General features: G+C 64.3%; 29 protein-coding genes and 1 other annotated feature. Of the genes, 13 read left to right on the top strand and 16 right to left on the bottom strand.

Features of this window, described 5'->3' with window-relative positions; translation table 11 throughout:
- Positions 1 to 17: 17 nt before the first annotated feature.
- Positions 18 to 242 (bottom strand): hypothetical protein, encoded by a 225-nt coding sequence (locus GJV80_RS06925; protein ID WP_154687266.1) that lies wholly within the window; start codon positions 240 to 242, stop codon positions 18 to 20.
- 218 nt (positions 243 to 460) lie between these two features.
- Positions 461 to 892 (bottom strand): MarR family winged helix-turn-helix transcriptional regulator, encoded by a 432-nt coding sequence (locus GJV80_RS06920; RefSeq protein ID WP_195909208.1) that lies wholly within the window; start codon positions 890 to 892, stop codon positions 461 to 463.
- Positions 893 to 953: 61 nt separating this feature from the next.
- Here GJV80_RS06920 and GJV80_RS06915 point away from each other — a divergent pair, with 61 nt between their 5' ends.
- Positions 954 to 1352, top strand: coding sequence for a nuclear transport factor 2 family protein (locus tag GJV80_RS06915; protein WP_154687264.1), 399 nt, complete (start codon positions 954 to 956; stop codon positions 1350 to 1352).
- Positions 1353 to 1646: 294 nt separating this feature from the next.
- Positions 1647 to 2060: a phosphotransferase enzyme family protein gene (locus tag GJV80_RS06910; RefSeq protein ID WP_370518844.1), complete on the top strand. Its 414-nt coding sequence runs from the start codon at positions 1647 to 1649 to the stop codon at positions 2058 to 2060.
- Positions 2061 to 2196: 136 nt separating this feature from the next.
- Here the strand turns inward: GJV80_RS06910 and GJV80_RS06905 are convergent, their stop codons facing one another.
- Positions 2197 to 2634: a nuclear transport factor 2 family protein gene (locus GJV80_RS06905; RefSeq protein WP_154687262.1), complete on the bottom strand. Its 438-nt coding sequence runs from the start codon at positions 2632 to 2634 to the stop codon at positions 2197 to 2199.
- 184 nt (positions 2635 to 2818) lie between these two features.
- Entirely contained in the window at positions 2819 to 3097 is a 279-nt protein-coding gene (locus tag GJV80_RS06900; protein ID WP_154687261.1) for an HU family DNA-binding protein, read from the bottom strand.
- A gap of 300 nt (positions 3098 to 3397) precedes the next feature.
- Here GJV80_RS06900 and GJV80_RS06895 point away from each other — a divergent pair, with 300 nt between their 5' ends.
- The gene (locus GJV80_RS06895) at positions 3398 to 3625 is read left to right on the top strand and encodes a hypothetical protein (RefSeq protein ID WP_154687260.1); all 228 of its coding nucleotides are present in this window, start codon (positions 3398 to 3400) and stop codon (positions 3623 to 3625) included.
- Between the two features lie 312 nt (positions 3626 to 3937).
- Here GJV80_RS06895 and GJV80_RS06890 read toward each other — a convergent pair whose 3' ends face one another.
- Together GJV80_RS06890 and GJV80_RS06885 are read right to left on the bottom strand one after the other, a co-directional pair.
- The gene (locus tag GJV80_RS06890) at positions 3938 to 4558 is read right to left on the bottom strand and encodes a helix-turn-helix transcriptional regulator (protein ID WP_154687259.1); all 621 of its coding nucleotides are present in this window, start codon (positions 4556 to 4558) and stop codon (positions 3938 to 3940) included.
- 287 nt (positions 4559 to 4845) lie between these two features.
- Positions 4846 to 5682: an SDR family oxidoreductase gene (locus GJV80_RS06885; RefSeq protein WP_154687258.1), complete on the bottom strand. Its 837-nt coding sequence runs from the start codon at positions 5680 to 5682 to the stop codon at positions 4846 to 4848.
- Positions 5683 to 5962: 280 nt separating this feature from the next.
- Here GJV80_RS06885 and GJV80_RS06880 point away from each other — a divergent pair, with 280 nt between their 5' ends.
- Positions 5963 to 6457, top strand: coding sequence for a GNAT family N-acetyltransferase (locus GJV80_RS06880; protein WP_154687257.1), 495 nt, complete (start codon positions 5963 to 5965; stop codon positions 6455 to 6457).
- 236 nt (positions 6458 to 6693) lie between these two features.
- Positions 6694 to 7113 carry a GNAT family N-acetyltransferase gene (locus tag GJV80_RS06875; RefSeq protein WP_154687256.1) on the top strand — a complete coding sequence of 140 codons (420 nt, stop codon included), beginning with the start codon at positions 6694 to 6696 and terminating at the stop codon, positions 7111 to 7113.
- An 826-nt stretch (positions 7114 to 7939) separates the two neighbouring features.
- Here the strand turns inward: GJV80_RS06875 and GJV80_RS06870 are convergent.
- From GJV80_RS06870 to GJV80_RS06860, 3 genes are all read right to left on the bottom strand, one after another.
- The gene (locus tag GJV80_RS06870; RefSeq protein WP_154687255.1) at positions 7940 to 8239 is read right to left on the bottom strand and encodes a hypothetical protein; all 300 of its coding nucleotides are present in this window, start codon (positions 8237 to 8239) and stop codon (positions 7940 to 7942) included.
- Between the two features lie 298 nt (positions 8240 to 8537).
- Positions 8538 to 8876 (bottom strand): VOC family protein, encoded by a 339-nt coding sequence (locus tag GJV80_RS06865; RefSeq protein WP_230208205.1) that lies wholly within the window; start codon positions 8874 to 8876, stop codon positions 8538 to 8540.
- Between the two features lie 148 nt (positions 8877 to 9024).
- Positions 9025 to 9546, bottom strand: a complete 522-nt coding sequence (locus GJV80_RS06860; protein WP_154687253.1) for a GNAT family N-acetyltransferase — start codon at positions 9544 to 9546, stop codon at positions 9025 to 9027.
- 137 nt (positions 9547 to 9683) lie between these two features.
- Here GJV80_RS06860 and GJV80_RS06855 point away from each other — a divergent pair, with 137 nt between their 5' ends.
- Both GJV80_RS06855 and GJV80_RS06850 read left to right on the top strand, forming a co-directional pair.
- A complete protein-coding gene (locus GJV80_RS06855) occupies positions 9684 to 10838 on the top strand; it encodes a Gfo/Idh/MocA family protein (protein WP_154687252.1) in 1155 nt (384 codons plus the stop codon).
- A 25-nt stretch (positions 10839 to 10863) separates the two neighbouring features.
- Positions 10864 to 11673: a sugar phosphate isomerase/epimerase gene (locus GJV80_RS06850; protein ID WP_154687251.1), complete on the top strand. Its 810-nt coding sequence runs from the start codon at positions 10864 to 10866 to the stop codon at positions 11671 to 11673.
- A gap of 74 nt (positions 11674 to 11747) precedes the next feature.
- On the opposite strand, the gene GJV80_RS06845 is transcribed toward GJV80_RS06850, so the two are convergent.
- On the bottom strand, positions 11748 to 12110 hold the full coding sequence (locus GJV80_RS06845; protein ID WP_154687250.1) for a hypothetical protein: 363 nt from the start codon (positions 12108 to 12110) through the stop codon (positions 11748 to 11750).
- Between the two features lie 345 nt (positions 12111 to 12455).
- Between GJV80_RS06845 and GJV80_RS06840 the strand changes: the two genes are divergently transcribed.
- On the top strand, positions 12456 to 13037 hold the full coding sequence (locus GJV80_RS06840) for a DinB family protein (RefSeq protein WP_154687249.1): 582 nt from the start codon (positions 12456 to 12458) through the stop codon (positions 13035 to 13037).
- A 59-nt stretch (positions 13038 to 13096) separates the two neighbouring features.
- Here the strand turns inward: GJV80_RS06840 and GJV80_RS06835 are convergent, their stop codons facing one another.
- Positions 13097 to 13402: an MmcQ/YjbR family DNA-binding protein gene (locus GJV80_RS06835; RefSeq protein WP_154687248.1), complete on the bottom strand. Its 306-nt coding sequence runs from the start codon at positions 13400 to 13402 to the stop codon at positions 13097 to 13099.
- Positions 13403 to 13423: 21 nt separating this feature from the next.
- On the opposite strand from GJV80_RS06835, the gene GJV80_RS06830 reads away from it, so the two are divergent.
- A protein-coding gene (locus tag GJV80_RS06830) for an IS3 family transposase (protein WP_154686805.1) occupies positions 13424 to 14661 on the top strand; the annotation gives its coding sequence in 2 pieces (ribosomal slippage) (positions 13424 to 13706 and positions 13706 to 14661; 1239 coding nt in all).
- Positions 13705 to 13833: a sequence feature (AL1L pseudoknot), on the top strand. It overlaps the preceding gene by 129 nt.
- Before the next feature lie 506 nt (positions 14662 to 15167).
- Here the strand turns inward: GJV80_RS06830 and GJV80_RS06825 are convergent.
- Positions 15168 to 15737 carry a TetR family transcriptional regulator gene (locus GJV80_RS06825; protein ID WP_230208204.1) on the bottom strand — a complete coding sequence of 190 codons (570 nt, stop codon included), beginning with the start codon at positions 15735 to 15737 and terminating at the stop codon, positions 15168 to 15170.
- Between the two features lie 120 nt (positions 15738 to 15857).
- On the opposite strand from GJV80_RS06825, the gene GJV80_RS06820 reads away from it, so the two are divergent.
- Positions 15858 to 16385 (top strand): ester cyclase, encoded by a 528-nt coding sequence (locus GJV80_RS06820; protein ID WP_154687246.1) that lies wholly within the window; start codon positions 15858 to 15860, stop codon positions 16383 to 16385.
- A gap of 553 nt (positions 16386 to 16938) precedes the next feature.
- Here GJV80_RS06820 and GJV80_RS23745 read toward each other — a convergent pair.
- Both GJV80_RS23745 and GJV80_RS06815 read right to left on the bottom strand, forming a co-directional pair.
- The gene (locus GJV80_RS23745; protein WP_230208203.1) at positions 16939 to 17172 is read right to left on the bottom strand and encodes a hypothetical protein; all 234 of its coding nucleotides are present in this window, start codon (positions 17170 to 17172) and stop codon (positions 16939 to 16941) included.
- A 74-nt stretch (positions 17173 to 17246) separates the two neighbouring features.
- A complete protein-coding gene (locus GJV80_RS06815) occupies positions 17247 to 18206 on the bottom strand; it encodes an amidohydrolase (RefSeq protein WP_230208202.1) in 960 nt (319 codons plus the stop codon).
- Between the two features lie 919 nt (positions 18207 to 19125).
- Between GJV80_RS06815 and GJV80_RS06810 the strand changes: the two genes are divergently transcribed.
- Entirely contained in the window at positions 19126 to 19539 is a 414-nt protein-coding gene (locus GJV80_RS06810) for a hypothetical protein (protein WP_154687245.1), read from the top strand.
- A gap of 156 nt (positions 19540 to 19695) precedes the next feature.
- On the opposite strand, the gene GJV80_RS06805 is transcribed toward GJV80_RS06810, so the two are convergent.
- Entirely contained in the window at positions 19696 to 21243 is a 1548-nt protein-coding gene (locus GJV80_RS06805) for an alpha-L-fucosidase (protein WP_230208201.1), read from the bottom strand.
- A 220-nt stretch (positions 21244 to 21463) separates the two neighbouring features.
- Positions 21464 to 22144 carry a hypothetical protein gene (locus GJV80_RS06800; protein WP_154687244.1) on the bottom strand — a complete coding sequence of 227 codons (681 nt, stop codon included), beginning with the start codon at positions 22142 to 22144 and terminating at the stop codon, positions 21464 to 21466.
- 131 nt (positions 22145 to 22275) lie between these two features.
- On the opposite strand from GJV80_RS06800, the gene GJV80_RS06795 reads away from it, so the two are divergent.
- Together GJV80_RS06795 and GJV80_RS06790 are read left to right on the top strand one after the other, a co-directional pair.
- Positions 22276 to 23424 carry a sensor histidine kinase gene (locus GJV80_RS06795; RefSeq protein WP_154687243.1) on the top strand — a complete coding sequence of 383 codons (1149 nt, stop codon included), beginning with the start codon at positions 22276 to 22278 and terminating at the stop codon, positions 23422 to 23424.
- The gene (locus GJV80_RS06790; protein WP_154687242.1) at positions 23421 to 24101 is read left to right on the top strand and encodes a response regulator transcription factor; all 681 of its coding nucleotides are present in this window, start codon (positions 23421 to 23423) and stop codon (positions 24099 to 24101) included. The genes GJV80_RS06795 and GJV80_RS06790 overlap by 4 nt, the downstream gene beginning before the upstream one ends.
- Positions 24102 to 24222: the final 121 nt, after the last annotated feature.

The following is a 24222-nucleotide window of genomic DNA, read 5'->3' as shown; positions in this document are numbered from 1 at the left end:
TCAGTGTCGGCTGCCGGCTATCTGGACGGAAGTCTGAGATAAGCCGGTGAGTCGCCAACTTGAGCGCTCTCCCAAAAGACAATCGCGCTGGCGAGTACCCGGAACACCAGGTCAGCGCGGCAAGCTACGGTCGGCACCGCCATCACCGCAACCACGTCGATCAACGGCCACGGTGTGGTGGCGTCCAGCGGGCCGGGCGGGTCGGCCCACTCCAGGTAGTGGGTGATGAGCAGGATGCTCATGGCCTGTCGGTCGGCCAGCGTCGTCAGTTCGTGCCACCGGGCTTCGGGATCCAGTCCTGTCGGTAGTCGAGTGGAGGTGGCGCGAGTTGAGCAGCTCCGGATTTCTCGGGCGGATGCCGCCGACGATGACGTCCGGTCGCAGTCATGGTCAACGATGGAAACGTTGTTCTGCTGTCATCGGTGCCGAAAGCAGATGAGGACGATCGGCTCACTTACTCCTACGTGGCTCTTGCCGAGAGAGCGGCATCGCCAATGACCTGCAACGAGGACCGGAGTGTTCGAACGGCCTGCGCGTCGAGACCGGACAGGAGTCCAGTCATCACGTCCTCGATGATGGTCTCGCACCGTTGGCCAAGGTCGTGACCATCGGGCGTGAGCCGGTGCAAGATCACTTTACCGACCCCGGGCCTGCGTTCGAGCAGACCCCGCCGTTCGAGTCGGGCGACGACCGCTCCCGCGGCCTGGTCGGACTGTCCGGTGAACGTCGCGAGTGCGTGGGTCGAGCAGTCGGGCTGAGCCGCGACGGCGTACAGGATGCCCCACTGCGGCAAGGTCACTCCCAGCGGCGCGAGCGCGGTTTCACAGATTGTCTGCTTACGCAGCTGCGCACGACGTAACAGCATCGCGAGATCAACGCCGCTGAACACCACATCATCTACCACATGGTATATATTAACACATATATAGCCAGAAGAGATGCGAGGAAGCCCGATGCCACTGACGCACGAACAGCGAGATCTCATCGCCGATCTGATCAACCTCCATGGGCACCTGCTCGATTCCGGGGATCTGGACGGCGCCGACAAGCTATTCACTCCAGACGTCGTCTACGACGTGCGCGACTTCGGGTTCGGGACGATGCACGGGACCGCAGCAGTACATGACTATCTGCTCGGGCTGGGCCAAGGAAACCCGATCGGTCATCACGTCACCAACATCGTGATCACCCACATCGATGAACGTACGGCTCGGGTGCGGTCGAAGGGTCTCGGAGTCAGGGCCGACGGGACGACTCGAAGTGTCGCCTACGACGACATCACCACACTCGGCCACGACGGCTGGAAGATCAGCCACCGCACCGTAACTCTGCGGAGGGCAGCACTTGGCTAGTCGCCGGCAACGAGCACGGAGCGAATCCCCTTCACCGATTGAGTCCCGCTGAGTGGTGGGCTTTCGAGGGTTGATTCTCGATGCCTAGTCCGCTTTCGATTGCGGCGACGGGTCCAGTATCGCTAGGTGGGCTGAGTTTGGCCATGCTGGTTTCGGAGCACGGGATCCATGGCGGCAGATCGGTGCCTTCCTGTCCGGCCCATTGGTGGGCAGCGATCTGTTCGCCCCGCTGATCTCGCCGCTGCGGGACCTTCATAGCCGGCTGGCTGAGATCTATCGCGGCCCGCCACCGGCCTGCCGATGGGGCTGATCCACAACGACATCACGCCTGCCAACCTGCTCGTGGGTACTGATGGTGAGATCGTCGCGCTCCTGGACTTCGACGACAGCGCCCAGACGTTCCTGGCTTATGACCTCGGGTCGATTGTCAGCACCTTCGGTAAAGATCAACACCGAAGAGTCGACATCGACCGGATCGTCGCGCTGGTCGGCGCGTATGCCTCGGTGCTTGACCTGACTCGAAGTGAACGCGCGCTGTTGCCAGACCTGCTTGCGGCCCATGCGGCCGCCCAAGGCTTTCATGTCCTTGGCAACTGGCTCTCGGCCGGCCGCGAGGTTGGGAATCCGATGGACAGCTACAGCGCACAGGAATTCCTCGATCTGACGGAGACGAGAAGCACACTCCAACAATGGGTCCAAAACTTGTAGAACCCCGGTGGAGGATCCCTTTGGTTTCCGGGCGCGGTGCACAGTTCCGTGGCTTATTGCCCCTTGCCTCCAGGGGTCGGCCTCTGCAACCGATCGTGATCACGGCCGAGTACCGGATGCTGCCGCCTACACAAGATCACGACGCGGCGTTCGTTGGCGTGTTTGGCTCGATGACATATGACGAGGCGTGGAGGGTGATCAAGCCGTCGGCGAACGTCAGAGTATCGACCCCGTCGTCGATGTGGCCGGCCGATGCAGACGCCGTCCACCACACCAACAGTGCATTTTCGGCATACACCGTCGCCTTCACGTGGAACTGGATATCCGGAAGTCCTTTCAGCGACTCGGTGTAGAAGTACTCGATGCCTGCCTGCCCTTCGAGCACTCCCTGCGACGTGATCAACACGGCGTCGGCGGCGTAGTCCTTGACGATCTCGGCCACATCCCGCCGAGCCAGGGCATCAAGATGATCGGAGAACACTTCTTGCGGAGAACGAGCCATCGTGGAGAGCCTTTCTCGGTCCGAGCCCGTGCCAAAGCAGATGTCGGCGACAACGTCGAACCACGTGTTCAATCCCGTTGCGGCCGTATCAGCCCCGCTTGAATGTATCGGCTCTCCGGGTGTCCTGCAGACACTCTTAGCGATGAGCGGATATTGCCGGGAACGACGTGTCCAGTCGCCGTAGCCGTCACAGGTCAGATTCTCAGGCGGATCAAGTGGGGCCAGTAACCGTGCAGTCTTCGAGACTTCCAGGGTTTTAGCCGTTCTTGACCGCCTGCTTCAGGTGCGCCCCGGGCTTGAAGGCTGGTGTCGTGGAGGCGGCAATTTCGATTTCCTCGCCGGTCTGTGGGTTGCGGCCCGAGCGAGCGGCGCGCTCTCGAGTCTCGAAGGTACCGAACCCCGGGATAGTCACGCTTTCACCGGAGGCCAATGCGGCGGTGATGGAGTCGAGTACGGCGTTGAGAGCCTTGTCGGCTTCGGCACCGCTAAGACCGGACGCCTTTGCCACTGCGTCCCGGAGATCGGTCTTGTTCATGAGCTACCCCTTTCGGAAAGTGGAGAGCGTGCCCCTCACGAGTAGTCATTCTGCAGGGTCGCGGGCGGGTGGGTGGGGAGCCACGTCCCAACACCCCGGACTTGTGAAGATCCGGCCAAATGCCGGCTGACCCTGCGTGTAGGCACACAAGCGACGACAGGCTGATCGAAGCAACCGCCCGCAAGGCACGATTCCGTGGAGTTGATCACCCGACCCTTGCCGGGAAACGATTGGATCGCGGGGCCCAGGGGTACCCACCGGTCGCGTCGGCACGACGCCGAGGCAGGAAGGGAGGCCCGGATGGCCGACGAGGTGAAGCGTCAAGCTCAGGAAGCCCTGTACGCCGCGATCCAAAGCCAAGCGGAGTCCAACATGAAGGCCGCGATGACCGCGGCCGACAAGGCGGCGCTCCTTCGCGACCTTGCGGAGGCGTACCGCTTGACCGCTGGTGGGTCGATGCCGGCCGGGACAGGCCGCCGGGACAAGCCGTCGAGCTCCGGAAACCGGCCGAAAAAGCCGGCTAAGTAATTGCGGTTTTCGACCGTTCGCGAGCTTCGACGAGTCGCGAGGTTTGCTCCGCGGCAAGGTCAAAGAGAGCCTGGGAGGGCAATCGGCATCGGCGGCGTTTCGACCATCGGAGTCGGCTTGTCAGTCGCCGCTACTGGAGACCACCGCTGAGCCGCCCCTCCCGGAAGGAAATGTTCGCCTTGCTGCGAGCTATGTGCGCGTGTTCCAATGCCCTGGGTCCTCAATGCACGCCTATTGGATTCCGAGGCTCCAGCACGGCCTGCCGAACCACTGACGCTTGGGCGGGACACCATGCTGAAACTCGTTCAAAGGTCAGCCGGCGGTTGCTTCGGTTCGGGTACGTGTGCTCTGGATCAGAGCTTGGCCTACCTGAGTGGTTCTATGCAGCACGCTGTTACCTCGTCGCTCTGACTGCAGCAGGCCGGCGGCACGGAGCACCGCGGCATGTTCGCTGGCCGAGGAAACCGAGATGCCGACGGTCTGGGCCAGCTTGCTCGTGCTCGGAGCAGCGTCGACGCAGGCCTGAAGCACCCAGGACCGGGTAGGACCGAGCAGCTCTCCGAGCGCATCACTTCCATCGGTCGATGCGCTGGTCTCGAACCAGTTCCAGGCCACCGGCACCGGAACCGTCAGGCAGTAAATGGAATAGCCCCAAACGCTGCCGAAGTCACCCCAGATGCCGCAACCCGGCTTGAACACCGTCGGCAGAATGGTCAGGCCCCGCCCGCTGACCGGCACCCGCTCGATCAATGCGTCCTCGTGGTCGGTCATGTGAGGCGCGAAACACCGCGGATGGCAGACTTCGGGGCCGGTCACGTCCACTGACAATGTCGGCTGCTGCCAGGTCAGAGACGGGTGGAGTTCGTTGAAGAGCGCCTCCAGCCCGCGGGTGGCGATCGTGTTTGTCCAGGCCGCGACGGCGACGGCAGTCATGGCGTTCAACTGATCCCAATGCAGTGCGACCCGGTGGATACGACGAGCACGCTCGTCCAGATGTTCGGCCAGCTTCTCGCTCGGCGTTCCTCCGCTTTCGACGCCACTGCCGGGTCGGGGCCATGGCCTGGGCCTCCGCTGTGCCGAACCTGCACTACCGATCAGAGCTTAGCCCGGATTCAGAGCTCGGGCTGGACTCTGCGATCGGGGCGGCGCGCGAGAGTGACCAGTACGCCGGTGCCTTCCCGCTGCTCATCGCATACATGATCAGCGTCGATGACGCCGTGCTACTGGGCTGCCGCGAACTCCTCCGCGTGCGCTTCGGCCCATTCCCTGAAGGTACGTGGTGGTCGGCCGGTGATGGTCTCGACGGTGGGCAACACCCGTGACTCGTCCAGGTTGCCGTCGGCGTAGAAATCAAAGAACGCGGAGACATAGGCCGGCGGCATCGTCGCAGCCATGGCTGCGCGCGCCTCGTCGTCGGACTGCGGCTGCAGTCGCAGTGGTCGATCAAGTACGTCGGCAAGCACCGACAGCCGGTCCGCCGGCGTCATCGCCTGAGGACCCGAGATCTCATAGACCGCACCGCCATGTCCCTGCGTGGTCAGGGCCGCCGTTGCGACGGCGCCGATGTCGCCGGGGTGGATCACCGCGGTACGGACATTGGCGAATGGTTCGGTCACCACGTCGCCTCGGCGTAGTTGATCACGCCATCGCATCGCGTTTGACGCGAATGCGCTGGGGCGCACGATGGTCCAGGTCAGACCGGAGTTCCGGACGGCGTCCTCGCTGGCGATCATGTACGCAGTGATCGCGTTCGTGCGGTCGCCGCTGCCGGCAGACATGCCCGACAGCTGAACGACCCGTTGCACGCCCGACCGCGCCGCCCGGTCGAGCACGCCAGCCATGTCCGCGTATCCCGGAAGCAGAAACAGCCCCGTGACGCCCTCGAGACCCGCGGTCAGCGAATCGGGATTGTCGAGATCACCCGTTACCGCCTCGGCACCACCGGGTAGCTGCGCGGCGGTGTTACGGACCAACCCTCGCACTCGGTGGCCGGCGGCCAGTAGCTCGCGAGTCACCTCACGTCCGACATTTCCGGTCGCTCCGCTGACCAGATACACGATGGCCCCTCACTGGAAGACAGCTGTTGCGTTACCCGCGGACTCGCCATGCGACAGACGGTCACGAGACGGCGGGCATGCTTCGACGCCCGCATGGTTGTCTCGACCCGCATGACAGCGGGCACCACGGTACCGGGCATGGGGGCAACTACGGACCCGCCGGGATCCGGATTGCCGCGGGTTGCGCAGTTGGGCGCCTCACCACGTGATCAGCGGGCGGACAGGAGAGCGTTGCCGAATCCTGTTGACGGCTGGAGGCTCGCCGCACTAACTTCGCGCGGTGCTCCCTGACGCGACGCCGCGGCTGCGTTTCCGCGAAATGACTCATCACGACCTCGATGACATGGCCGCTTTGTTGGGCGACCCAAAGATCATGACCTACTACCCAGCACCCAAGACCAGGGAAGAGTCGCTGAGCTGGATCGATTGGAACATCAACAACTACGCGACGTATGGCCACGGATTGTGGATCATCGAGACTCATGATCGCGAATTCGTTGGCGACTGCGGCCTCACCGTCCAACGTCCCGACGGCGAACCCGAGATCGAGGTCGTCTACCACGTACGGAGCAAGTTCCAGCTTCAGGGGCTTGCAACCGAGGCGGCGACCGCCTGTCGGGAGTTCGCTCGGGCCTCAGGCGTCCGGCACTTGATCGCGATCATCCACCCTGACAACCTCCGTTCTCAGGGCGTTGCGCGCAAGATCGGACTTGTCGAGGAACGTCGGATCACCATGCACCGGCGACCGGTCGTGATCTTCGGCGCCGACCTGTGATCTGACGCCCAGCGGTCTTGGGCGGCGGACGAAGGGTGTCCGATGATCATGCCGTGATGGACCGCAGCCGGCCGGTCGCCGGGTATGCCGGTCGGTGAACCGATTGGCGGTCCCTTCGAGGTCGGCGCGGTCGGAGCTGCAGCCGGATTCCTCGGCGAGTTCACGAGCCGCTGCGACGCCTGGACCGGCCTCTGCCGGATCAACCTTCAAAGGTGGCCCCCTGCGAAGATGCGACCATGGGATTCACGATTCGCGCCCAACGTCCGACACTTCCGGAGCTGACGACGCTGTACCAGTCGGTTGGCTGGTCGGCTTACACCGTCGACCCGGCACGGCTCAAAGCAGCCATCGACGGCTCCCACCTGGTGCTCTGCGCGAGAGACAGTGACGGCACGTTGCTCGGCCTCGCACGAACGGTGTCGGACGGCAATACGATCGTCTATCTCCAAGATCTCCTCGTTTCTGCCGAACATCAGTGCGAAGGCATCGGTGGCGCGTTGCTCGACGAGGTTCTGGACCGGTCGCGTGACATTCGGCAGCTGGTCCTCCTGACAGATGCCGACCCCGCGCAGCGAGCCTTCTATGAGTCACGCCAGCTCGTCGAGGCACACGACCACCGCCCGAATCAGCTCCGAGCGTTCGTCCGTCTCGGCTGACGCCTGCCCTGACGTTCGGGTGTAGTTGATGGGTGGGCGGCCGCAAAGATCACGGGCAGACGTTGTCCTAGGTGATCCAGCTGGGGCGTCGTCCCATGAGCCACACCAGCAAGGGTGATTGTTCGGGAAGCGTCGGCGTCAGATGCCGAGGGTGTCGCTCGTACCCAATAAACAGCCGGTGCGAGACCTACTTCGGGGTGCTCGGCGATCGCCAACGCCGGCAATGCCGTCGGCCCCGATGCCGAGCACGGATTCGCTCCCGCACGCGCGCTGCACCTGTTCTCCTTCTATCTGCTTGCGTCAGCCCACGTCACGGGCGCAGGCCAAGCACTGCTGGACTTCGTTGTCGGTGATGAAACCTGCTCAGCTGTGGGTGCTTCGGACAACGCCCGGGCTACCTCGTTCTACAGGCGGAGTGGATTCGTCTCCGACGGTGTCGAGTACACCGGCCCGCGAACATGGTCGAGCTCCGAATGGTGCGCGGACGGTCGTCGGCCACGGCAAACCGGTGATCAATACCGTGGCGGAACGCGGGTGCAGCGATATCGGTTTCCGCCGGTTGTGCGGTTTTTGTCGTCAAACCGGCGACTGGGTTGCGTCGCAGGGTCGTGGGACGGGTACGACGTTACGCATGCGGGCGGCATTGGACAGCTGTCTTTTGGCCAGCGGCCGCCCGACGTACTCGCGGCGGGTTCAGACACCTGGGGATCACAACTGGTTGCTGTTTGGTTGATCGGGTGCCCGCCCGAAATGCCTTGGTACGAGTACCTTGATCACGACGACCATGATCAGATTGTCTCGGTGGAGGAGCAGCTTGCGGGCATCCTCAGGCCGGGGCCCAGGCGTTCCGGATCTGCTGGATTTGCTGCGCTGGTGTCATTCCCTCGACGTCGATCACGACATCAGCGTCGGGAGGGGTCGCGATCATGTGGTGGAGAAGAGCGAACTCATCGTCAGTCAGGTAGACCCGGCGAGTCCTGGCGCGCTCCTGCGCGCCAGACAGCGAGATCTGCAGGTGGGCGACGAAGCAATCGGGTAGGGCTTGACGATAGACACTGAGCGAGGAGTCGGTGACGAAGTCGGCGATGGTGACGTCAAACGCGGCTTCGATGAAGTTGCGAGCCACTGCTGAGACGTTGCGCGCTCCGAGCAGGAGTTGGGCTTGCCCTTCGGGCCCGCTCCACAAGGTCCTTGCACCGGAGACCACGAACTGGCGTACGTCGTCGGCATCGATGTAGGCACCGCGGTCGCATTCGAGTGCGAGAGCTCGGCCGCTGGATGTCTTTCCAACGGCGGGACCGCCGCTGAGAATCAGGGGTCGCACGGGATCTCCACTTCACGCGGGCTGCCAGGACGTCGCCTCAGCGTAGTTGCCGGCGATCGCCAAAAGCCCGGTCACCGATCGTTACCCGGACGGCGCCGAGTCAGAGCTGCTGGAATTCGATCCGATTGCCGAACGCGTCACGCGTGTGGAATCGGCGCACGCCACTGATCTCGCCATCGGAGCGGAGGCAGTCGTAGCCGGCGATCGTCAGGCGCTCCTGCAGCTCACCCAGATCCTCGACCAGGAATGCCGGATGGGCCTTTCGCGCGGCGACGTACGGCTCCTCGACCCCAAGGTGGAGAACGGCTGTGCCTGATTTGAACCAGCAGCCACCACGTTGGCGTAGCTGGACTGGCTTGGGAATCTCAGTCATCCCCAGCAGATCGCCGTAGAACTCCCTGGCAAGTTGCTCCTGGCCGCGCGGAATCGCGATCTGCACGTGGTCAATCCCCGTGATCACCGGACCCCTATCCTAGAAATCTTGATATCAAGATAATACGGTGCGCAGAACATCGTCGGAGGTGCCAAACCTGGCGGCAACAGCATTTCGGTCGCTGCGCGCTGGAGGATTGATCACAGGGAAGTGTTCAGAACTCGCGTACCGCAAGCAGGCTGTCGCCATGGACCGCGTCGTGCTCCACCTGGTCTGTTTCGCGAAATCCAAGCTTCTCCAGTACCCGCCGTGACGCGACGTTCCAGTCTCGGACGCCTGCCCACAACCGTCGGTAGCCGGCTCCGCGAACCCAAGAGACCAAGGCCTGTCCGGCCTCTGTTGCATAACCGTGACCGTGGTGGGCCCGCAGCAACTCGTAGACCAACTCAGGTTCGTCCGGCGCACCATTCCCGTCGAAGATCAGCCCGCAATACCCGATGACCTCGGTCGTGTCCTTCCGCGTTACCGCCAGAATCCCCAGTTCGCGCTCCGCGGTGAGATGCGCGGCGATATCCTCCACAGTCGGTCGGCCGGCATGATCAAGCCTCCGATGCGCCGGCACCCGCGGATCTCGCTCGGTCCAAAGCCGACGATAGGTGGCGGCCTCGTCAACTCTCCGACGCCGAAGGACAAGGCGATCCGTCGTCAAAGTGTCCGGAACGGGCAGGGACAACATGCGGTCATTGTGTCAGCGTGATCGCCCCAAGCCCTGTGTGTCGCAAGCCGACCGGCCGCGGCGTCGCTGTCGTGGTCACGTACTCCATGGCGTGCCATTGGATTGCCGCTCTCGGTGGTCTGGAATGATCGACACCCATGACAGACGTCCGCTTCGGCATCATCGGCATCGGGAACATCGGCACGACTCACGTGGCCCGATTCGAGCGCGGAGACATCGCGCACGCACGGTTGGTCGGGATCTGCGATTCGGATCCTGCAGCGCTGGCCCGTCACCCGCACCTGAAAGGTTGGAGCGACAGCGCCGCGATGATCGCCTCGGGCGAAGTCGATGCCGTCATCGTCGCGACACCGCACTACGCGCACACCCCGATCAGCATCGACGCCCTCAGCCACGGTCTGCATGTGCTGGTGGAGAAGCCGCTGGCAGTGCACCAGGCCGACTGCGACCGGATGATCGCCGCCCACACCGATCCCGACCAGGTGTTCGCTGTCATGTTCGACACTCGTACCGAACCCCGTTACCGGCAGCTGCGGGAGCTGATCCAGTCCGGGCAGCTCGGCCGGATCCGCCGGATCAACTGGATCCTCACCTCCTGGTTCCGGTCCAACGCCTACTACGCGTCCAGTAACTGGCGCGCGACCTGGGGCGGCGAGGGCGGCGGCATGCTGGTCAACCAGCTCCCGCACGACCTGGACCTCTTCCAGTGGCTGTTCGGGTTGCCGCAGCGGGTCCGTGCGTTCTGCCCGATCGGCAAGTACCACCCGATCGAAGTCGAGGACGAGGTCAACGCCCTGTTGGAGTTCGCCGACGGCAGCACCGCGGTCCTGGTGGCGACCACCGGCGAGGCACCCGGGACCGACCGCCGCGAGATCATCGGCGACAACGGCCGCGTCGTGGTCTATCCCGACCGGCTCGAGTTCACCCGGACCGCCGTGCCGACCTCGGAGTGGAACGCCACGACTGAGAAGTCCTTCGGCGGCCCGGAGACCTCCTGGGAGACGATCGAGGTCGACGGCAAGGGCGGGCGGCACACTGAGGTGATCAATGCCTTCGTTGGGACCATCCTCGGCAACGGTTCGCTGATCGCTGAGGCTGCCGAGGGTCGTGCGTCGGTCTCGTTGGCCAACGCGATCATCTTGTCCTCTGAACTGGATCGCACGGTGGAACTGCCACTCGACCCGGCTACCTTCGAGCAATGGTTGGCGGCGAAGCGGGAGTCCTCGACCTTCGACGCGGGCGCCGCGACGTCCGGTGGCGTGGCCGACATGAACGCGTCGTTCTCGTCCTGACCGACCGACCCGGACGAGGCACCCAATGGCCACTGCTGCTCAGGCGACCGACGACCAGCTGTTTCCCCAGACGCCGGGGGTGGTGTCCTTCACCTACCGCCGAGAGTTCGAACGAGACGTCGCCGGCACCCTCGACCACATCCGATCGCTCGGTATGACCGACATCGAACTCTCCAACCTGTTCGGTCGCACCGCGGCCGACATCCGTACCCTGCTTGACGAACGAGGCATGCACTGCTCTTCCTACGGCGTCGGGTACGCCGATCTCCAGGACTCCACCGATGCGGTCGCGGCGGCGGCGAAGACCCTAGGGGCCCGGTTCGTGCGAGTCGCCTGGGTCCCTCACGAGCCACCCTTCGACCACCGGCAGGCCCTTGACGCGGCGGCTGCCTTCAACCGCGTCGGAAGCCGGCTGCGTTCCGAGCACAACCTGACGTTGTGCTATCACAATCACGGGTACGAGTTCGTGCCTCACGGCGGCGGCACGCTGTTCGATCTGATCATCCAGAACACCGATCCCGCCGAGGTGGGCTTCGAACTGGATATCCTGTGGACCTTCTTCCCTGGCCAGGATCCTGCGCAGCTGCTGCGTCGCTATCCGGACCGATTCCACCTGATGCACCTCAAAGACCTCCGACGCGGCGTCGTGGGCGACTTGAGCGGATCGACTGCACGGGAGAACGACGTTGCTCTCGGGGACGGGCAGCTCAATCTGCCCGACATCCTCCGCGCGGCCCGTGAGTCGTCGATCGAGCACTACTACATCGAGGACGAGAGCCCCTCGACCGCCGACCAGGTGCCGCGCAGCCTCGCCTACCTGGCGTTGCTGCGTTAGGTACACGCCGTGGTCCCGGTGCCGGTCCGGCCGATGGCGGCAGTGTCGCGGTGTTCTGCGTGATCGCGGGGGCATCAGAAGTAGAAGCCCGGGCCGCCTCCCAGGTTTCCATGGGGGAAGTACCAGCACGTCGCCGGGTAGTCGCCGAACATTCTGAAGATGTCGGCCATGGCCTCGCAGACGTAGTAATTGGCGTAGGGGCCACATGAGTAGACCGGTCGGGGACCCCCGTGGCAATAGGAGCCGGAGCTCGCCACAGCCGTCTGCGTTTCAGCGGACCGGTCTGCGATGCCCGCCTTTGCCACAACGCGGGTGCCGGCGGTCGATGTGGGTTCGGCGCTGGCGGCTGAGATGCCGCCGACCAGTGAGATGCCGAGTGCCATGATGGCAACCGCGAGGGCCTGTACAACCTTGGTGATCGTCGATGAGCTTGACATGCGTTGTTCCTGTCGTTCGGGGGAAGGCGGCTACGGGTTCGACACACTTTGTGTGCTTACGCGATCTAACCGGCTTCGAAAGTCGCTTCGCATGGATTCGGTGTGCGCCGAAATCGCCGCGTGCGAGGTTCCACCGAATCCCGTCTGACAGACTGAATCCCCGCTCAGTCGGGTGCCCGGCCAAGTCTGTCCGGTCAGGGATCGTCTAGGTGACGATGGCTGATTCTGATCTTGGTATCCGCGGGAGAACGCTCGCCGGGCAGGGAGCCTTCCGGGGCACTGTCCGGGGCAGGTGCTGGCGGCGGTGAAGCTTGCCCGGCAGGTCTGACCCGCTACCGTCGAGCCATGACGGTGGATATTAAGGACGAGTTGCACCGGAAGTTGAAGGTAGGCAGGGCAAACTTGCTGGCCAATCTCGACGACCTCGGTGAGTACGACTTGCGTCGTCCGGCCACGCCGACCGGGACGAATCTGCTCGGACTGGTCAAGCACCTCGCCGGCCTGGAGTACGGCTATCTGGGCGATTGCGTCGGGCGTTCGCCTCAGGAGAGGTTGGCGTGGATGGACGACGGTTCGGTCGGCGAGGGCGCTGACATGTGGGCTAAGCCCACAGAGTCCAAGGCCTACATCGTTGATCTCTATCGGCGGGCTTGCGCTCATGCGGACGCAACGGTCGATGAGCTGGAACTCGACACTCCGGCTGAGGTTCCGTGGTGGTCTGAACCAGCGACGACCTTGGGTGTGCTGCTGGTGAGGATGCTCGCTGAAACTGCGCAGCACGCTGGCCATGCAGACATAGTCCGCGAGCTGATTGATGGACGGGTTGGCAATACAGAAGATCAGCTGGGCAACGATCCGGAATTTTGGGATCACTTCACGTCGCAGATCCACGAAGCTGCCGCTGAATTCAGACCATCTCGCGGATGATGACTGCACGGGCGTAACGCGCGTTCACACCCTCCGGGTGTGTCCAGTGAGGGATCCTGTCAGGGCAAGCCGATTTGCTCGATCAGAGCCCTCGGCGCGACGTTCCGGTAGCTCTCGTCAATCCAGTCGTGGAGAAGATCACCGTCAACCGATGCGAGAGCGATCGTCAACCAACCCCAGTGACCGAGTCCGCTGTACTTCATTGGTGAGGCCTGAGCTGTCGCGACTGCCTCGTCGTAGGCGGAGGTGAGTTTGACCGCGACGGCCGGATCTGGCACATCCGCGTGACCCAGCCATAGAAACATTGGCCCGTAGACAAAGCCGTGGATCATCCTGACCCGCCCCGGGATGTCTGGAGACTTCATTCGTTGGAAGGATGAAGCCTTATGTCACGTCCCTCGTCATACCCCAAGGAGCTGCGGGAGCGCGCGGTCCGGATGGTCGCTGATACCAAGGGCGACTACCCGTCAGAGTTTGAGGCGATCAAGTCGATCGCGGCCAAGCTTGGTATTGGTTCGGCCGAGACCCTGCGCAAGTGGGTCCGTCGGGCCGAGATCGATGCCGGTCAGCGGCCCGGGGTGACTAGCGAGGAGTCGGCCCAGCTCAAGGCGTTGAAGAAGGAGAACGCCGAGCTGCGCCGGGCGAATGAGATCTTGAAGGCCGCGTCGGCTTTCTTCGCGGCGGAGCTCGACCGCCCACACCGGTCCTAGTCGATTTCATCGCCGAGTACAGGGACCGGTTCGGGGTCGAGCCGATCTGTGCCGTGCTGACCGAGCACGGCTGCCCGATCGCCCCGTCCACCTATTACGACGCTCGCAATCGTCAACCCAGTAAGAGAAACCTACGAGATCAGGAGTTGATCAACTTGATCCAGGCCGAGCGGAACGGCAAGTTCGCCCGGCTGCTCGGTGCCCGCAAGATGTGGCTGCGGCTACGCGGCAAGGGTCACGATGTCGCCCGCTGCACGGTGGAGCGGCTGTTCCGCCAGCTCGGCATCAGCGGCATCACCCGGGCCAAGGCGCCGCGGACCACGGTCCCAGACCAGAAGGCCGAGCGGCCGACCGACCTGGTCGACCGGGCCTTCGTGGCCAGTCGGCCCAACCAGCTGTGGTGTGCCGACTTCACCTACGTCCCGACCTGGGAAGGAATGGTCTATGTGGCGTTCGTCTTCGATGTGTTCTCCCGCCGGATCCTCGGCTGGCGGGCGGCCACCTCGATGACCACCGACCTGGTGCTGGACACCCTGGAGATGGCGATCTGGATCCGCCGCAAGGACGGGATCACCGACCTGTCCGGGCTGGTGCACCACACCGATGCCGGCAGTCAGTACACCTCGATCGCCTTCACCCAGCGGCTGGTCGATGCCGGCGTCGATGCCTCCGTCGGCACCGTCGGGGACGCCTACGATAACGCCCTGGCCGAGTCCCAGATCGGCCTCTACAAGAGCGAACTGATCTGGCCGGGCGGGCCTTGGCGGGGCCGTGATCATGTCGAGATCCAGACCCTGGACTGGGTGCACTGGTTCAACACCGAACGCACCCACGAGTCGATCGATGACTTCACCCCGGTCCAAGCCGAACAGTTCCACTACACCCACCAAGCCCGGCTCAGCCAAACCGGCTGAACCACAAAATCCGGTCTCCGGAAACTCCGGGGCGGGTCATCCGGCCCGGAGGGTGGTCAACCTTGATCACCGGTATGTCCCAGGGCCGGTCTTCGATTGCCCTGGGGTATTGAAGCGCAAACGCCCGAATCTCATCCCAGCTGGTGGCGCCCACCGACCACACGATCGACTACCTCTAACAGCGTGTCAATCAAGGATCCCTTCCCGACGACCGCAGATCGGTGATCTTGCTTGCCGGACGACGAAACGCGTACCGAAGCGGACCCGCCGACGACGATGCCGCTGGCGGGTCGCGGGGGAGAGATGTCCGCCGTGTCTCTTGCATTCTCAGTCCAGTGACAAGAGGAGGCTGGTCATCAGATACCAAGACTGTCGAGCTTCAGAGCAGCCTCGGTCGGTCGGGTTGCATCCATTCTGATCAGTGTGTGGTGAGTCCCCGATCACTGACCCTCTTCGGACAGGATGCGGGACCGTGATCTTGGTGTCCGGTGAGGAACTATGACCGTTTACGGACAGATCGCGCTGATCATGGCGTTGGCGAGCCAGCGCGCATACCGGTCGAGCGGCCAGCGTTGAGTGAGGACGAGCCGTTCGTAGTTGTCGATGGCAAGGTAGTTCCACAGCACGTCGCGGACCTCGTCGAGGCTGATCCCTGCCCGGAGTTCGCCGGTTTCGAGCAGGTGGCTTCCCAGCATCGTCATCCCCGTCAGGCCTTCGTCGGACAGCTTGGACCATATCGGGGCCAGTGAGTCGTCGACGTGCCGGCCGTCGCGGATGAGGATTTGAACCTTGGCGGAGCGTGCCTGCCGTTGCGCCAGGCCGTCGGTGAACATGGCAATCTTGCGTCGTACATCGGGCTCGTCGCGGATGGCCAGCATGGCTGGTCGTTGAGCGACCGAGATCGGCTCGTCGTCCCCGGCGATCACAAGATCAAACACCGCCTTGGCAAGTGCTGCTTTGCTGCCGAAGCCCTTGTAGATACTCTCCGCCGAGACGCCGGCCTCTGCGGCGATCGCGGCAATGGTTGTCTGCCGGAATCCGTCCCGCTCGAACAGGTACCGCGCCGCCGACACCACCGCCAGCCGCCGGGCGCGTGCCTGTTCGCGCCGCCCGGACGCGTCGTAGGACCTCTTGACTTCCGTCACCGGTAGCTCCAAACTTTAGATACAGTCGAACTGTACCTAAATGGGGGAATCATGACTGCCAGCTCATCCTTCGTGTCCGCCGACCCCATCTCCATTGCCGTGCGCAGTATCCACGCCATGGCCGAAGGGGACCGGGCCGACTTCGACCCCTTGTACCACCCGCGCGCCGTCGACCGCGAGAACCGGATCCAGCCACCGGCCTCACGAGTCGTGGGGCCCGCCGGCTTCTACGCGACCGCCCTGTGGCTGCGCGCCGCGTTCGCCGGCTTGCATTACGACATCCACCACACCGTCACCGATGGCGACGTCGTCGCAGTGAACTCCACGATGAACGGGCGCCACTCCGCCGCATGGGCCATCTACACCGAGCACGGTGCGGTGGACACCGTCTTCCCACCGACCAACAAGACGTTTGCGATGACGCAATCGCACTGGTTCCGAATCGAAGATGGCAAGATCATCGAACACTGGGCCAACCGTGATGACAACGGCACGGCAAAGCAACTCGGCTGGCTCCCACCCACGCCCATCTACCTGTTCAAAATGACATGGGCAAAGCGGCGTGCCCAACGCACATGACGATCGTCACAGCAGCCTCAGGGATCAGGCCCAAGCCGCGCTGGCCGACAAGATCAAGTCATGTTCGGGATCCGGTTCTTCCGCTGGGCGGCGAGACGGCGGAATTCCAGATCGCGGGAAAGTAGGCTCGGAGCGGACCGGCGATCCGCTCCTTCTCCAGGTCCTGTTCCAGGCTGCCACGCCGCCGCGGGTGCCGGTCAGCCTGGATAGGTTGGCGGGTTGGGGCCGGCTGGCCCTTGGTGGGAACGGGACCGCGGGTCGCCCGGCTTGGTGCCCGCTCCAGCCACCATTGCGGTCGCCGGTGCGACGTAGTTCCCGGCTGACCGTCGATGCTTGCGCTGGCTTGGACGGTGCGCGATCTGCCGCGCGCCCTGGCCGCAGGCCCGCGGCTACGTCGCTGATCGCCTGGCCTCGGTCCGTGACTGCCGATTGCCCGTCGTAGGGGTGGGGGTGTCAACCGGGATCGTCGCGGGTTGTACACGATCACTCCCATTTGGATGACAGAATGCAGCCCGGCAGCGCGGAATATCAGGCAAGCTTGCCGGACGGGCGCTCAGGTGAGCCAGGACAGGGCCGCTACGACCAAGGCCTGGGTGCCGGTGTCCAGGGTTGGCTGCATCACGGGGGCGAAGAACGGGGAGTGGTTGACGGGGATGTCCTCAAAGACGCGTCCGGCGTGCTCGGCCTGCTGGAAGGTCTCTTGGTCGATCCCGCCGATCCCCCAATAGCAGTAGGGAGCCGAGAGCGCATGAGGGATGTCGCTGAAGTCTTCGCTTGCGGTTTGCAACGGAAGATCCTGTGATCGATCGCCGAAGAACTGGTCGAAGGCAGACCGTACGCGCGCGGTCACATCGGGGTCGTTCATTGTGGGGGAAACCGGTCGAAGAGTTCGAACTCTGGTTCCTTCGGCGTGCGGGAGGCTTGGCATTCAGCTGTCACGATGCGGCGGATTGCCGCCAAGATGTCCGATCGTGTGGCGTCGTTGTAGCTGCGTACATTGAGTTCGATGACGGCCTGATCGCCGATCACGTTGCTCTTGGTCCCAGCATGGAGGCTTCCCACGGTCAGCACTGCAGGATCGGTCGGGCTGATCTCACGCGCCACGACGGTTTGCAGCCGGATTACGATCATGGCCGCCAGCACGATCGGATCGATCGCCGCTTGTGGCATCGATCCGTGGGCACCGCGGCCGTACAGGGTTACGCGCATACTGTCCGAGGCCGATAGCGTCGACCCGGGCCGTGTCCCTACGGTTCCGGCGGGCAATGGCAGGACATGTTGGGCCAGCGCGACGTCGATCGGTCCGACAATTTGTTCGAGTCGGTCGTTCACCATCCCGCGGGCTCCGTCGCCGGTCTCTTCGGCGGGCTGGAAGAGTGTGATCAGGGTTCCGTTCCAAGGATCTTGTTGCTGGGCAAGCAGCGTCGCGGCGCCCAGCAGACAGGCGACGTGTACGTCGTGGCCGCAGGCATGCATCACCGGGACCGTCTCGCCGTGGGCGTCCTTGGCTGTCTTGGTGCTGGCGTAGGGCAGCCCGGTCTGCTCACCGACCGGCAAGGCGTCCATGTCGGCCCGCAACAGAACTGTCGGACCATCGCCGTTGCGCAGGATTCCGACGACCCCGGTGCCACCGATGCGCTTATGTACTTCGAAACCAAGCTTGTCCAGACGGTCGGCGACGGCTGCCGCGGTGTCGTGTTCTCGATGCGATAGCTCGGGTTGTTGGTGCAGCTGCCGGTAGAACTCTTCCTGCTTTGACCGCAGGCCTTCCAACCCGGCCAGTACGGTTACCGCCGGGGCGAAGAATGCTGAGTCACTCACGTAGAAACCTCCTCGAGCCGGTCTGGCAGCCAGAACATCGGGAATCCAACGGGCTCTTCCAGTGGAGTACCTCTTCGACGCTGGCACAATCCGTGGCCGGTTCAGTCTCAGCCGGCGGCGTCGTGGGCCCGCTGCACCGCGGCGCACCTGGGGTCCCCGCTCGGGAAGCTCAACCCATACGTCATCGCCGCAAGTCGGTCCGCGGCAACCCCGGCGAGGAGACGGTCACCAAATCTGATGAGGGCGCCGAAGCGTTATTGGTGGTTGTTGCGGCGCGACGCGCGGCGTAGGAGTTGGTTGAGCCGGCGCCGGTTCTCCGGCTTGTTCAATTCCTGTCGGCCACGTTCAACCGCTTGCTTGCCTTGGGGTGAGCTCAGGAAACGGCGGATCATGTCAGTCAAGGCCATGATGGGCTCCTCCTCGTTGGCACGGACGAGTAACACAGCGTAGCCATTGAGAACAACGCCGGTTCACGATCGGCACAGCGCGGTCTCGTTCCTCGTCGGCGCATCTCCGCCGAGCCGAGAGCTGCAGCGGTTGCCGGGCTGACGGGCGGCGCCCCAGTGGCTTATGTGAGCAGGATCACTGTTGAGGTCGGTGGTGGCCAATCCATAACAGGGATATCTTTCCGGCAAGAGGCAGGATTCTACTAAGAGTCACGCAGTATGGAGTATTTCCTCCGCAGCTGTCGCAAGCATCGCGCCGGACAGCAATCGAGGACAGAGAGAATCTCACCGCACCATCACCAGCCAACATCCAGCCAACATCCTGCCGAACACTGCCGAGCGCCACGCCTGGGTGTCGGAGTCTAAGCGGCCACCGTCGCGAGGCCTACCTGAACAGCGCCTTCGGACCCGTGCCTGCGGCGGATCCGGCGCGGTAAGCGTGAGCCATCGGCGCGACCGAGGGAGATGACGTGATGGGACGAGGGCAGACGGAAGGGCAACGATCAGGGCGATCCGAGGCGTTCGGGACGGCGTACAAATGCATCTGGATCTTCGCCGTGTGCAACGCGATCGCGCTAGCCACGGTGATCACGACGGCGCTGGCGGGCGGGAGACCGAGCACATTCATGTGGGTCCGAGCGGCCATCCTGGTCGCAGTGTCCCCAGTCCTGCTGTGGATGGCACGCCGGGCCGGGCGGGGTGACGCGTCGATCACCCGTCGGCTCACTCTGATCGCGGTAGTCCTGCCCATAGCGGTGATCGTCATCGACTTCATCCCGGGCGTCGCCCCGATCTGGTACGGGGCGATGCAGGGTATTGGCGCGCTGCTGCTCATCCCGGTCGCCGTCATCGGTCGGCGCTGGTCGCAGACCACTGCCGAGGCCTGAACGACCGGCCGACCATGCCTGCGCCGCAACTGGATTCACCGGGCGACTCGCGTCTGGGCAGTCTTCGTCGCTGTCCTTGTAGCCGGCATCGGGATTGCGATCATGTGACCTGCCGGCCTGGCGTGACCTCGGTCGTCATACACGGCTCGGTCAATCTCAGAGCTGGTGGCCGAACGGTATCCGCGCTTGTGGGTCGGCCGGCTCAGGGGTCACCCGAAGCACGGCTCCGACCGTGCTCGGACGATGATCAGGCAGCCTCACGATCAAGGCGTCGTCGGTCCTGGTCCATTCAAGATCACCGTCGACACCGAGCAGCTGCACTGATCCGATTGCTTCTTCCAACCGCCCGGCCGCTGTGCCGAGCGCCTCGATCCGAGCGATACCGTCGGCGGGCCAGTCGAGCAGGGTCGCGTACAGTCGCCGATTGCCGTACCTTTCCTGGACGGTGAAGCGAATGTCGGCGCTGGTGAAACGCCGTTCGGCGCTGTCGATGAAGGAACCTTCCGCCTGGCCGGTCGGGCCCTCGGCCGCGATCACCCACGGGCGAGAGCCGTAGATGGCCTGGCCGTTGACGCGTAGCCAGTCGCCGATACCGGTCAGCAGCTCCTGTTCCTCCTTGGCGATCGTGCCGTCGGATTTGGGGCCGATGTTGAGCAGCAGTACGCCGTTCTTTGCGACCACGTCGACCAGCTCGGCGATCAACTCAGCCAAGGTCTTGTACTGGTGGTCGGGGATCCAGCTCCACGACGTCCGGCCGACCGACGTGTCGTTCTGCCAGACGTCGGGGTGGACCGAGCCCATGGCCCCGCGCTCAAGATCGAGCACGGCGGTCCCTGGCGCGAACGCGTTCCACTTGTACTGGATCACCACGCCCCGGCCCCAGCCGGCGGCGACGTTGTAGTAGTAGGCGGCCAGCTTGCGCAGCCACGGCTCGAAGGCCGGCTGTTCGATCCACCAGTCGAACCAGAGGACCTGCGGCTGGTACCGGTCGATCAACTCCACGGTCCGCAGGAACCAGTCGATCAGATAGGCGTCGTTGGGGGACAGTTCCTCACGCTGGGCCGGACCGTAGAAGTCGGCGAACTCGGGATCGGTGACGTCGGAGTCGAACCTGGTGCCGCCGTTCAGGAAGAACCAGTGCTCAGCCCGGTGTGACGAGACGCCCAGGACCAGCCACTGATCACGTACGGCCTTGCCGAGATCCCCGACGATGTCGCGGTGCGGACCGATCGTGGTGGTGTTCCAGCGGGACCGTTCCGTCTCATACATCGCGAAGCCGTCATGGTGTTCGGCGACCGGGACGACGAACTGAGCGCCGGACCGCTTGAACAAGCTCGCCCACGCCTGTGGATCCCAATGCTCGGCGGTGAAGTGAGGCAGGAAATCCTTGTACCCGAAGTCGGTGTGCGGGCCGTAGGTGTCGCGGTGATGGCCGAACTCCGGCGAGCCCTCGAGATACATGTTCCGCGGGTACCACTCGTTGCCGAAGGCCGGCACGGTGTAGGCACCCCAGTGCAGAAAGACGCCGAACTTGGCATCACGGAACCAATTCGGGACCTGATAGCCGGCGAGCGATTCCCAGGTCGCCGAGAACGGCCCGGCAGCGATCACCTCCTCGACGCGCGCCAACTCTGCTTGATCGTCTTTCGGGGGTACGGCATCCGGCCAGACGGTGCCGGCCGGAGCTGTCTCGTCGTTGTTCACACAATCATTGTGGTCAGCTGTCCGGTCCCCGTCGACGGGACGTCCGGCCAGTGGGCCTCGTCGGACTGCAGGGAGGCGGCATCTGGGCGCCGCAACCTTGTTCGGGTCACCCACGGCCGGCGTCGCACGGCTTGGGTTGGCCGCAGCCGCATTCGTCTCCTTATGGACGAACACCTAAGCCGTCCGGCCGGAGCGGCGGCGCGAGTCGCCTTCGGGTCGGTCATCGGGGTTGGATGCTGCCTTGGACAGCGGGATGCTGCAGCCGGATCGGAGACGGGGCGGTCAGGCTGCGGGCGGCCGGGATGAAGGCGGCCAGGGCGGCGGCGATGGCGAGCACTCCGGCGGCGGCGCCGCTGGTGGAGCCGCAGGCGACGAAGACTATGGCTGCCACGAACGACCAGACGGGCGTCCGGCGGCCTCGAAGCATGCCGAACAGCAGGATGACGGGTCCGACCATCATCCCGATCATGAAGAGGACCACGATGGCGATCAGCAGGGGAGAGGTTTCGGAGGCGCGGTCGAGTGCCTCGATGTCCGACGCGGTGATGCGGGCCGTGTCGTACAGCGCGTACGGGGAGTAGAACGCGACCGCGTGGCCGACCGAGGCCACCGCGCCGATGCCTGTCAGGACTGCGCCGACCGTGGTGAACCGGGCCCCGCGTCCGCTGGCCGTGGTGATCAGGCCTGCTACGCCCGCAACGAAACAGTAGGCGGAGGCAACACTGAGAAGACCGGCGGCGAGCCACGCGCCGCGGTGTTGGTCGACGGCGCGGGTGATTGTCGTCGCGGAGTTGATGCCCGTAGGTTCGATGAGCCGTCGGAGCAGGTCGGCGAGGGTGAAGAGCAGTGGGCCAAGGACCAGACCGCCGGCGGCGACACGGCGATGATGTGTGGTTGTCATGGTTCGAACCTCTATGAGGCGGGCCGCGCGGCGCATCGGATGGGCTGATGATCGTGATCATCCTTGGGATGGAGGTGGCTCATCCGGAATGTTGACCGCAGCCGGAGCGCTGACGTCCTAGCATCGGCGACATGGGACGCCTTCTGTTGCCCAAGGTGCTGGGTCGGGTCCCGGTCGTTGATGCAGCGCTGGCAGCGGCGCTCTGTGTCCTGGCGGTCGGTGGACTGCTGACCGGGCAGGTCCAGGAGCGGCCTTTGGTCGTCACCGTACCGATCGCCTTGATCAGCACCCTGGTGATCGCGGTCCGGACGAGGTTTCCAGTGACGGTCACGGGTGTCATCGCTGTTCTGGCGGTGGCGCAGTCGATCTTGACCGGTAGCAGTTCGAACACGCTGTGGGCCCTGGTGGCGTTTCTGGTCGTCTCTTATACGGTCGCTGCCGAGCGTGATGAGGGCTGGGCATTGGTTGGTATCGGCATGGTGTTGGGCAGCCAGTTCTGCTGCGAGTGGTTCGACCAGGGATCCGATTACGCCTTCGACACGTTGATCTTCGGGGGCGTGTGGTTGTTCGGACGTGGTACTCGTTCGTGGCGGAACCGGGCCACCTATGCCGAGCAACACCAACGCGACCTCGCTCGGATAGCTGTCGCCGAGGAACGAACCCGGATTGCCCGCGACCTCCACGACATGGTTGCCCATAGCCTCAGCGTCATCGCCGTCCAGGCTGACGCCGCCGACGCGGCGCTGGACAAGGAGCCGCAGCGCGCCCGCCCGCCGATGCGCGCGATCCGCGACAGTGCGCGGGATGCCCTGACCGACATGCGCCAACTGCTGCACCTGCTGCGCGTCGAGGATGACGACAACCGATCCGAGGACCTGGCGCCAGTCCGCGGTCTGGGTGACCTGCCACAGCTCGTCGCCGGATTGCGGCAGTCGGGGCTTCCGGTGTGCGCCGACGTGCGGGTCGACGGTGTCCTACCGTCAGGTTTGGACCTGGCCGCATTCCGGATTGCCCAGGAGGGCCTGACCAATGTCCAGAAGCACGCCGGAAATGTGCCTACCCAGCTGCTCGTTGCGCGGAGCGGAGGCGAACTCGTGATTCAGGTCGACAACGAACCACCGACATCAGCTCCTGGGCACAGCAGCAGACTGTCGACTCGCCACGGGCTCATCGGCGCCCGGGAGCGGGCTCATGCGGCAGGCGGGACTTTGGAAGCCGGCCCCACGGCGCGAGGCGGCTTCAGGTTGATGGCGCGGCTCCCGATCAACCCGATCCGATGAGCAGTTCGCCAGCGATCCGGGTACTCATCTGTGATGACCAGGAACTCGTCCGCGCCGGGTTCCGGCTCATCCTGGACCTCGAAGATGACATCGAGGTGGTCGCTGAAGCCGCTGACGGCGGTGAGTGCCTCCGCCAAGTGGCAAGTCACGCGCCACACGTTGTACTGATGGACATCCGCATGCCGGTCATGGACGGGGTCGAGGCGACCCGCAAACTCGTCGCCGCAGGATCGGCCAGCCACGTGCTGATGTTGACCACGTTCGATTTGGATGAACTGGTCTACTTCGCGATGGCCGCGGGAGCCAGTGGATTCCTGCTCAAGGACGTACCGCGCGACCAACTGGTCGGTGCCATCCGGATGGCCGCCCGCGGCGACGCAGTACTGTCTCCCACGTTGACCCGTCGGCTCGTCGAGCGGTTCGTGGCTGCCCCACCCCCCAGGACCGGGATCCCGACAGCGCTGGCTGCACTCACCGGCCGAGAGCTCGAGGTGTTTGCACTCGTCGCAGCGGGAAAGTCGAACGCGGAGATCGCCGCGACGCTGTTTCTCGGCGAAGCGACGGTGAAGACCCATGTCGCTCGCATACTGACCAAGTTGGACCTGCACGACCGGGTGCAGGTCGTCGTGCTGGCCTACGAGACCGGATACCTTCAGCCCGGTCGGAGCCGAGAATGACCCGGGGGCCCCAACCAGGCCGGCGCCATGGTCTGGCTCGTGGTCTGTGATTGCAGGACCACCGCTCGCACGCAGCGCAAGTTCCGACCGATCAATGACCGAAACCGTACCTGCGACCGAG

It is taken from the genome of Microlunatus sp. Gsoil 973, assembly GCF_009707365.1.
Taxonomy (GTDB): Bacteria; Actinomycetota; Actinomycetes; order Propionibacteriales; family Propionibacteriaceae; genus Microlunatus.
Note: the sequence above shows the minus strand (reverse complement) of the source record. Positions and strands in the feature narration are given on the sequence as shown.

Coding starts and splice junctions, on each gene's coding strand:
- GJV80_RS06875 (WP_154687256.1), top strand. CDS start 6,694: ATGGGATTCACGATTCGCGCCCAACGTCCGACACTTCCGGAGCTGACG.
- GJV80_RS06835 (WP_154687248.1), bottom strand. CDS start 13,402: ATGAAGTCTCCAGACATCCCGGGGCGGGTCAGGATGATCCACGGCTTT.
- GJV80_RS06850 (WP_154687251.1), top strand. CDS start 10,864: ATGGCCACTGCTGCTCAGGCGACCGACGACCAGCTGTTTCCCCAGACG.
- GJV80_RS06900 (WP_154687261.1), bottom strand. CDS start 3,097: ATGAACAAGACCGATCTCCGGGACGCAGTGGCAAAGGCGTCCGGTCTT.
- GJV80_RS06890 (WP_154687259.1), bottom strand. CDS start 4,558: ATGACTGCCGTCGCCGTCGCGGCCTGGACAAACACGATCGCCACCCGC.
- GJV80_RS06790 (WP_154687242.1), top strand. CDS start 23,421: ATGAGCAGTTCGCCAGCGATCCGGGTACTCATCTGTGATGACCAGGAA.
- GJV80_RS06810 (WP_154687245.1), top strand. CDS start 19,126: ATGGGACGAGGGCAGACGGAAGGGCAACGATCAGGGCGATCCGAGGCG.
- GJV80_RS06915 (WP_154687264.1), top strand. CDS start 954: ATGCCACTGACGCACGAACAGCGAGATCTCATCGCCGATCTGATCAAC.
- GJV80_RS06795 (WP_154687243.1), top strand. CDS start 22,276: ATGGGACGCCTTCTGTTGCCCAAGGTGCTGGGTCGGGTCCCGGTCGTT.
- GJV80_RS06860 (WP_154687253.1), bottom strand. CDS start 9,546: ATGTTGTCCCTGCCCGTTCCGGACACTTTGACGACGGATCGCCTTGTC.
- GJV80_RS06840 (WP_154687249.1), top strand. CDS start 12,456: ATGACGGTGGATATTAAGGACGAGTTGCACCGGAAGTTGAAGGTAGGC.
- GJV80_RS06800 (WP_154687244.1), bottom strand. CDS start 22,144: ATGACAACCACACATCATCGCCGTGTCGCCGCCGGCGGTCTGGTCCTT.
- GJV80_RS06820 (WP_154687246.1), top strand. CDS start 15,858: ATGACTGCCAGCTCATCCTTCGTGTCCGCCGACCCCATCTCCATTGCC.
- GJV80_RS06845 (WP_154687250.1), bottom strand. CDS start 12,110: ATGTCAAGCTCATCGACGATCACCAAGGTTGTACAGGCCCTCGCGGTT.
- GJV80_RS06855 (WP_154687252.1), top strand. CDS start 9,684: ATGACAGACGTCCGCTTCGGCATCATCGGCATCGGGAACATCGGCACG.
- GJV80_RS06925 (WP_154687266.1), bottom strand. CDS start 242: ATGAGCATCCTGCTCATCACCCACTACCTGGAGTGGGCCGACCCGCCC.
- GJV80_RS06895 (WP_154687260.1), top strand. CDS start 3,398: ATGGCCGACGAGGTGAAGCGTCAAGCTCAGGAAGCCCTGTACGCCGCG.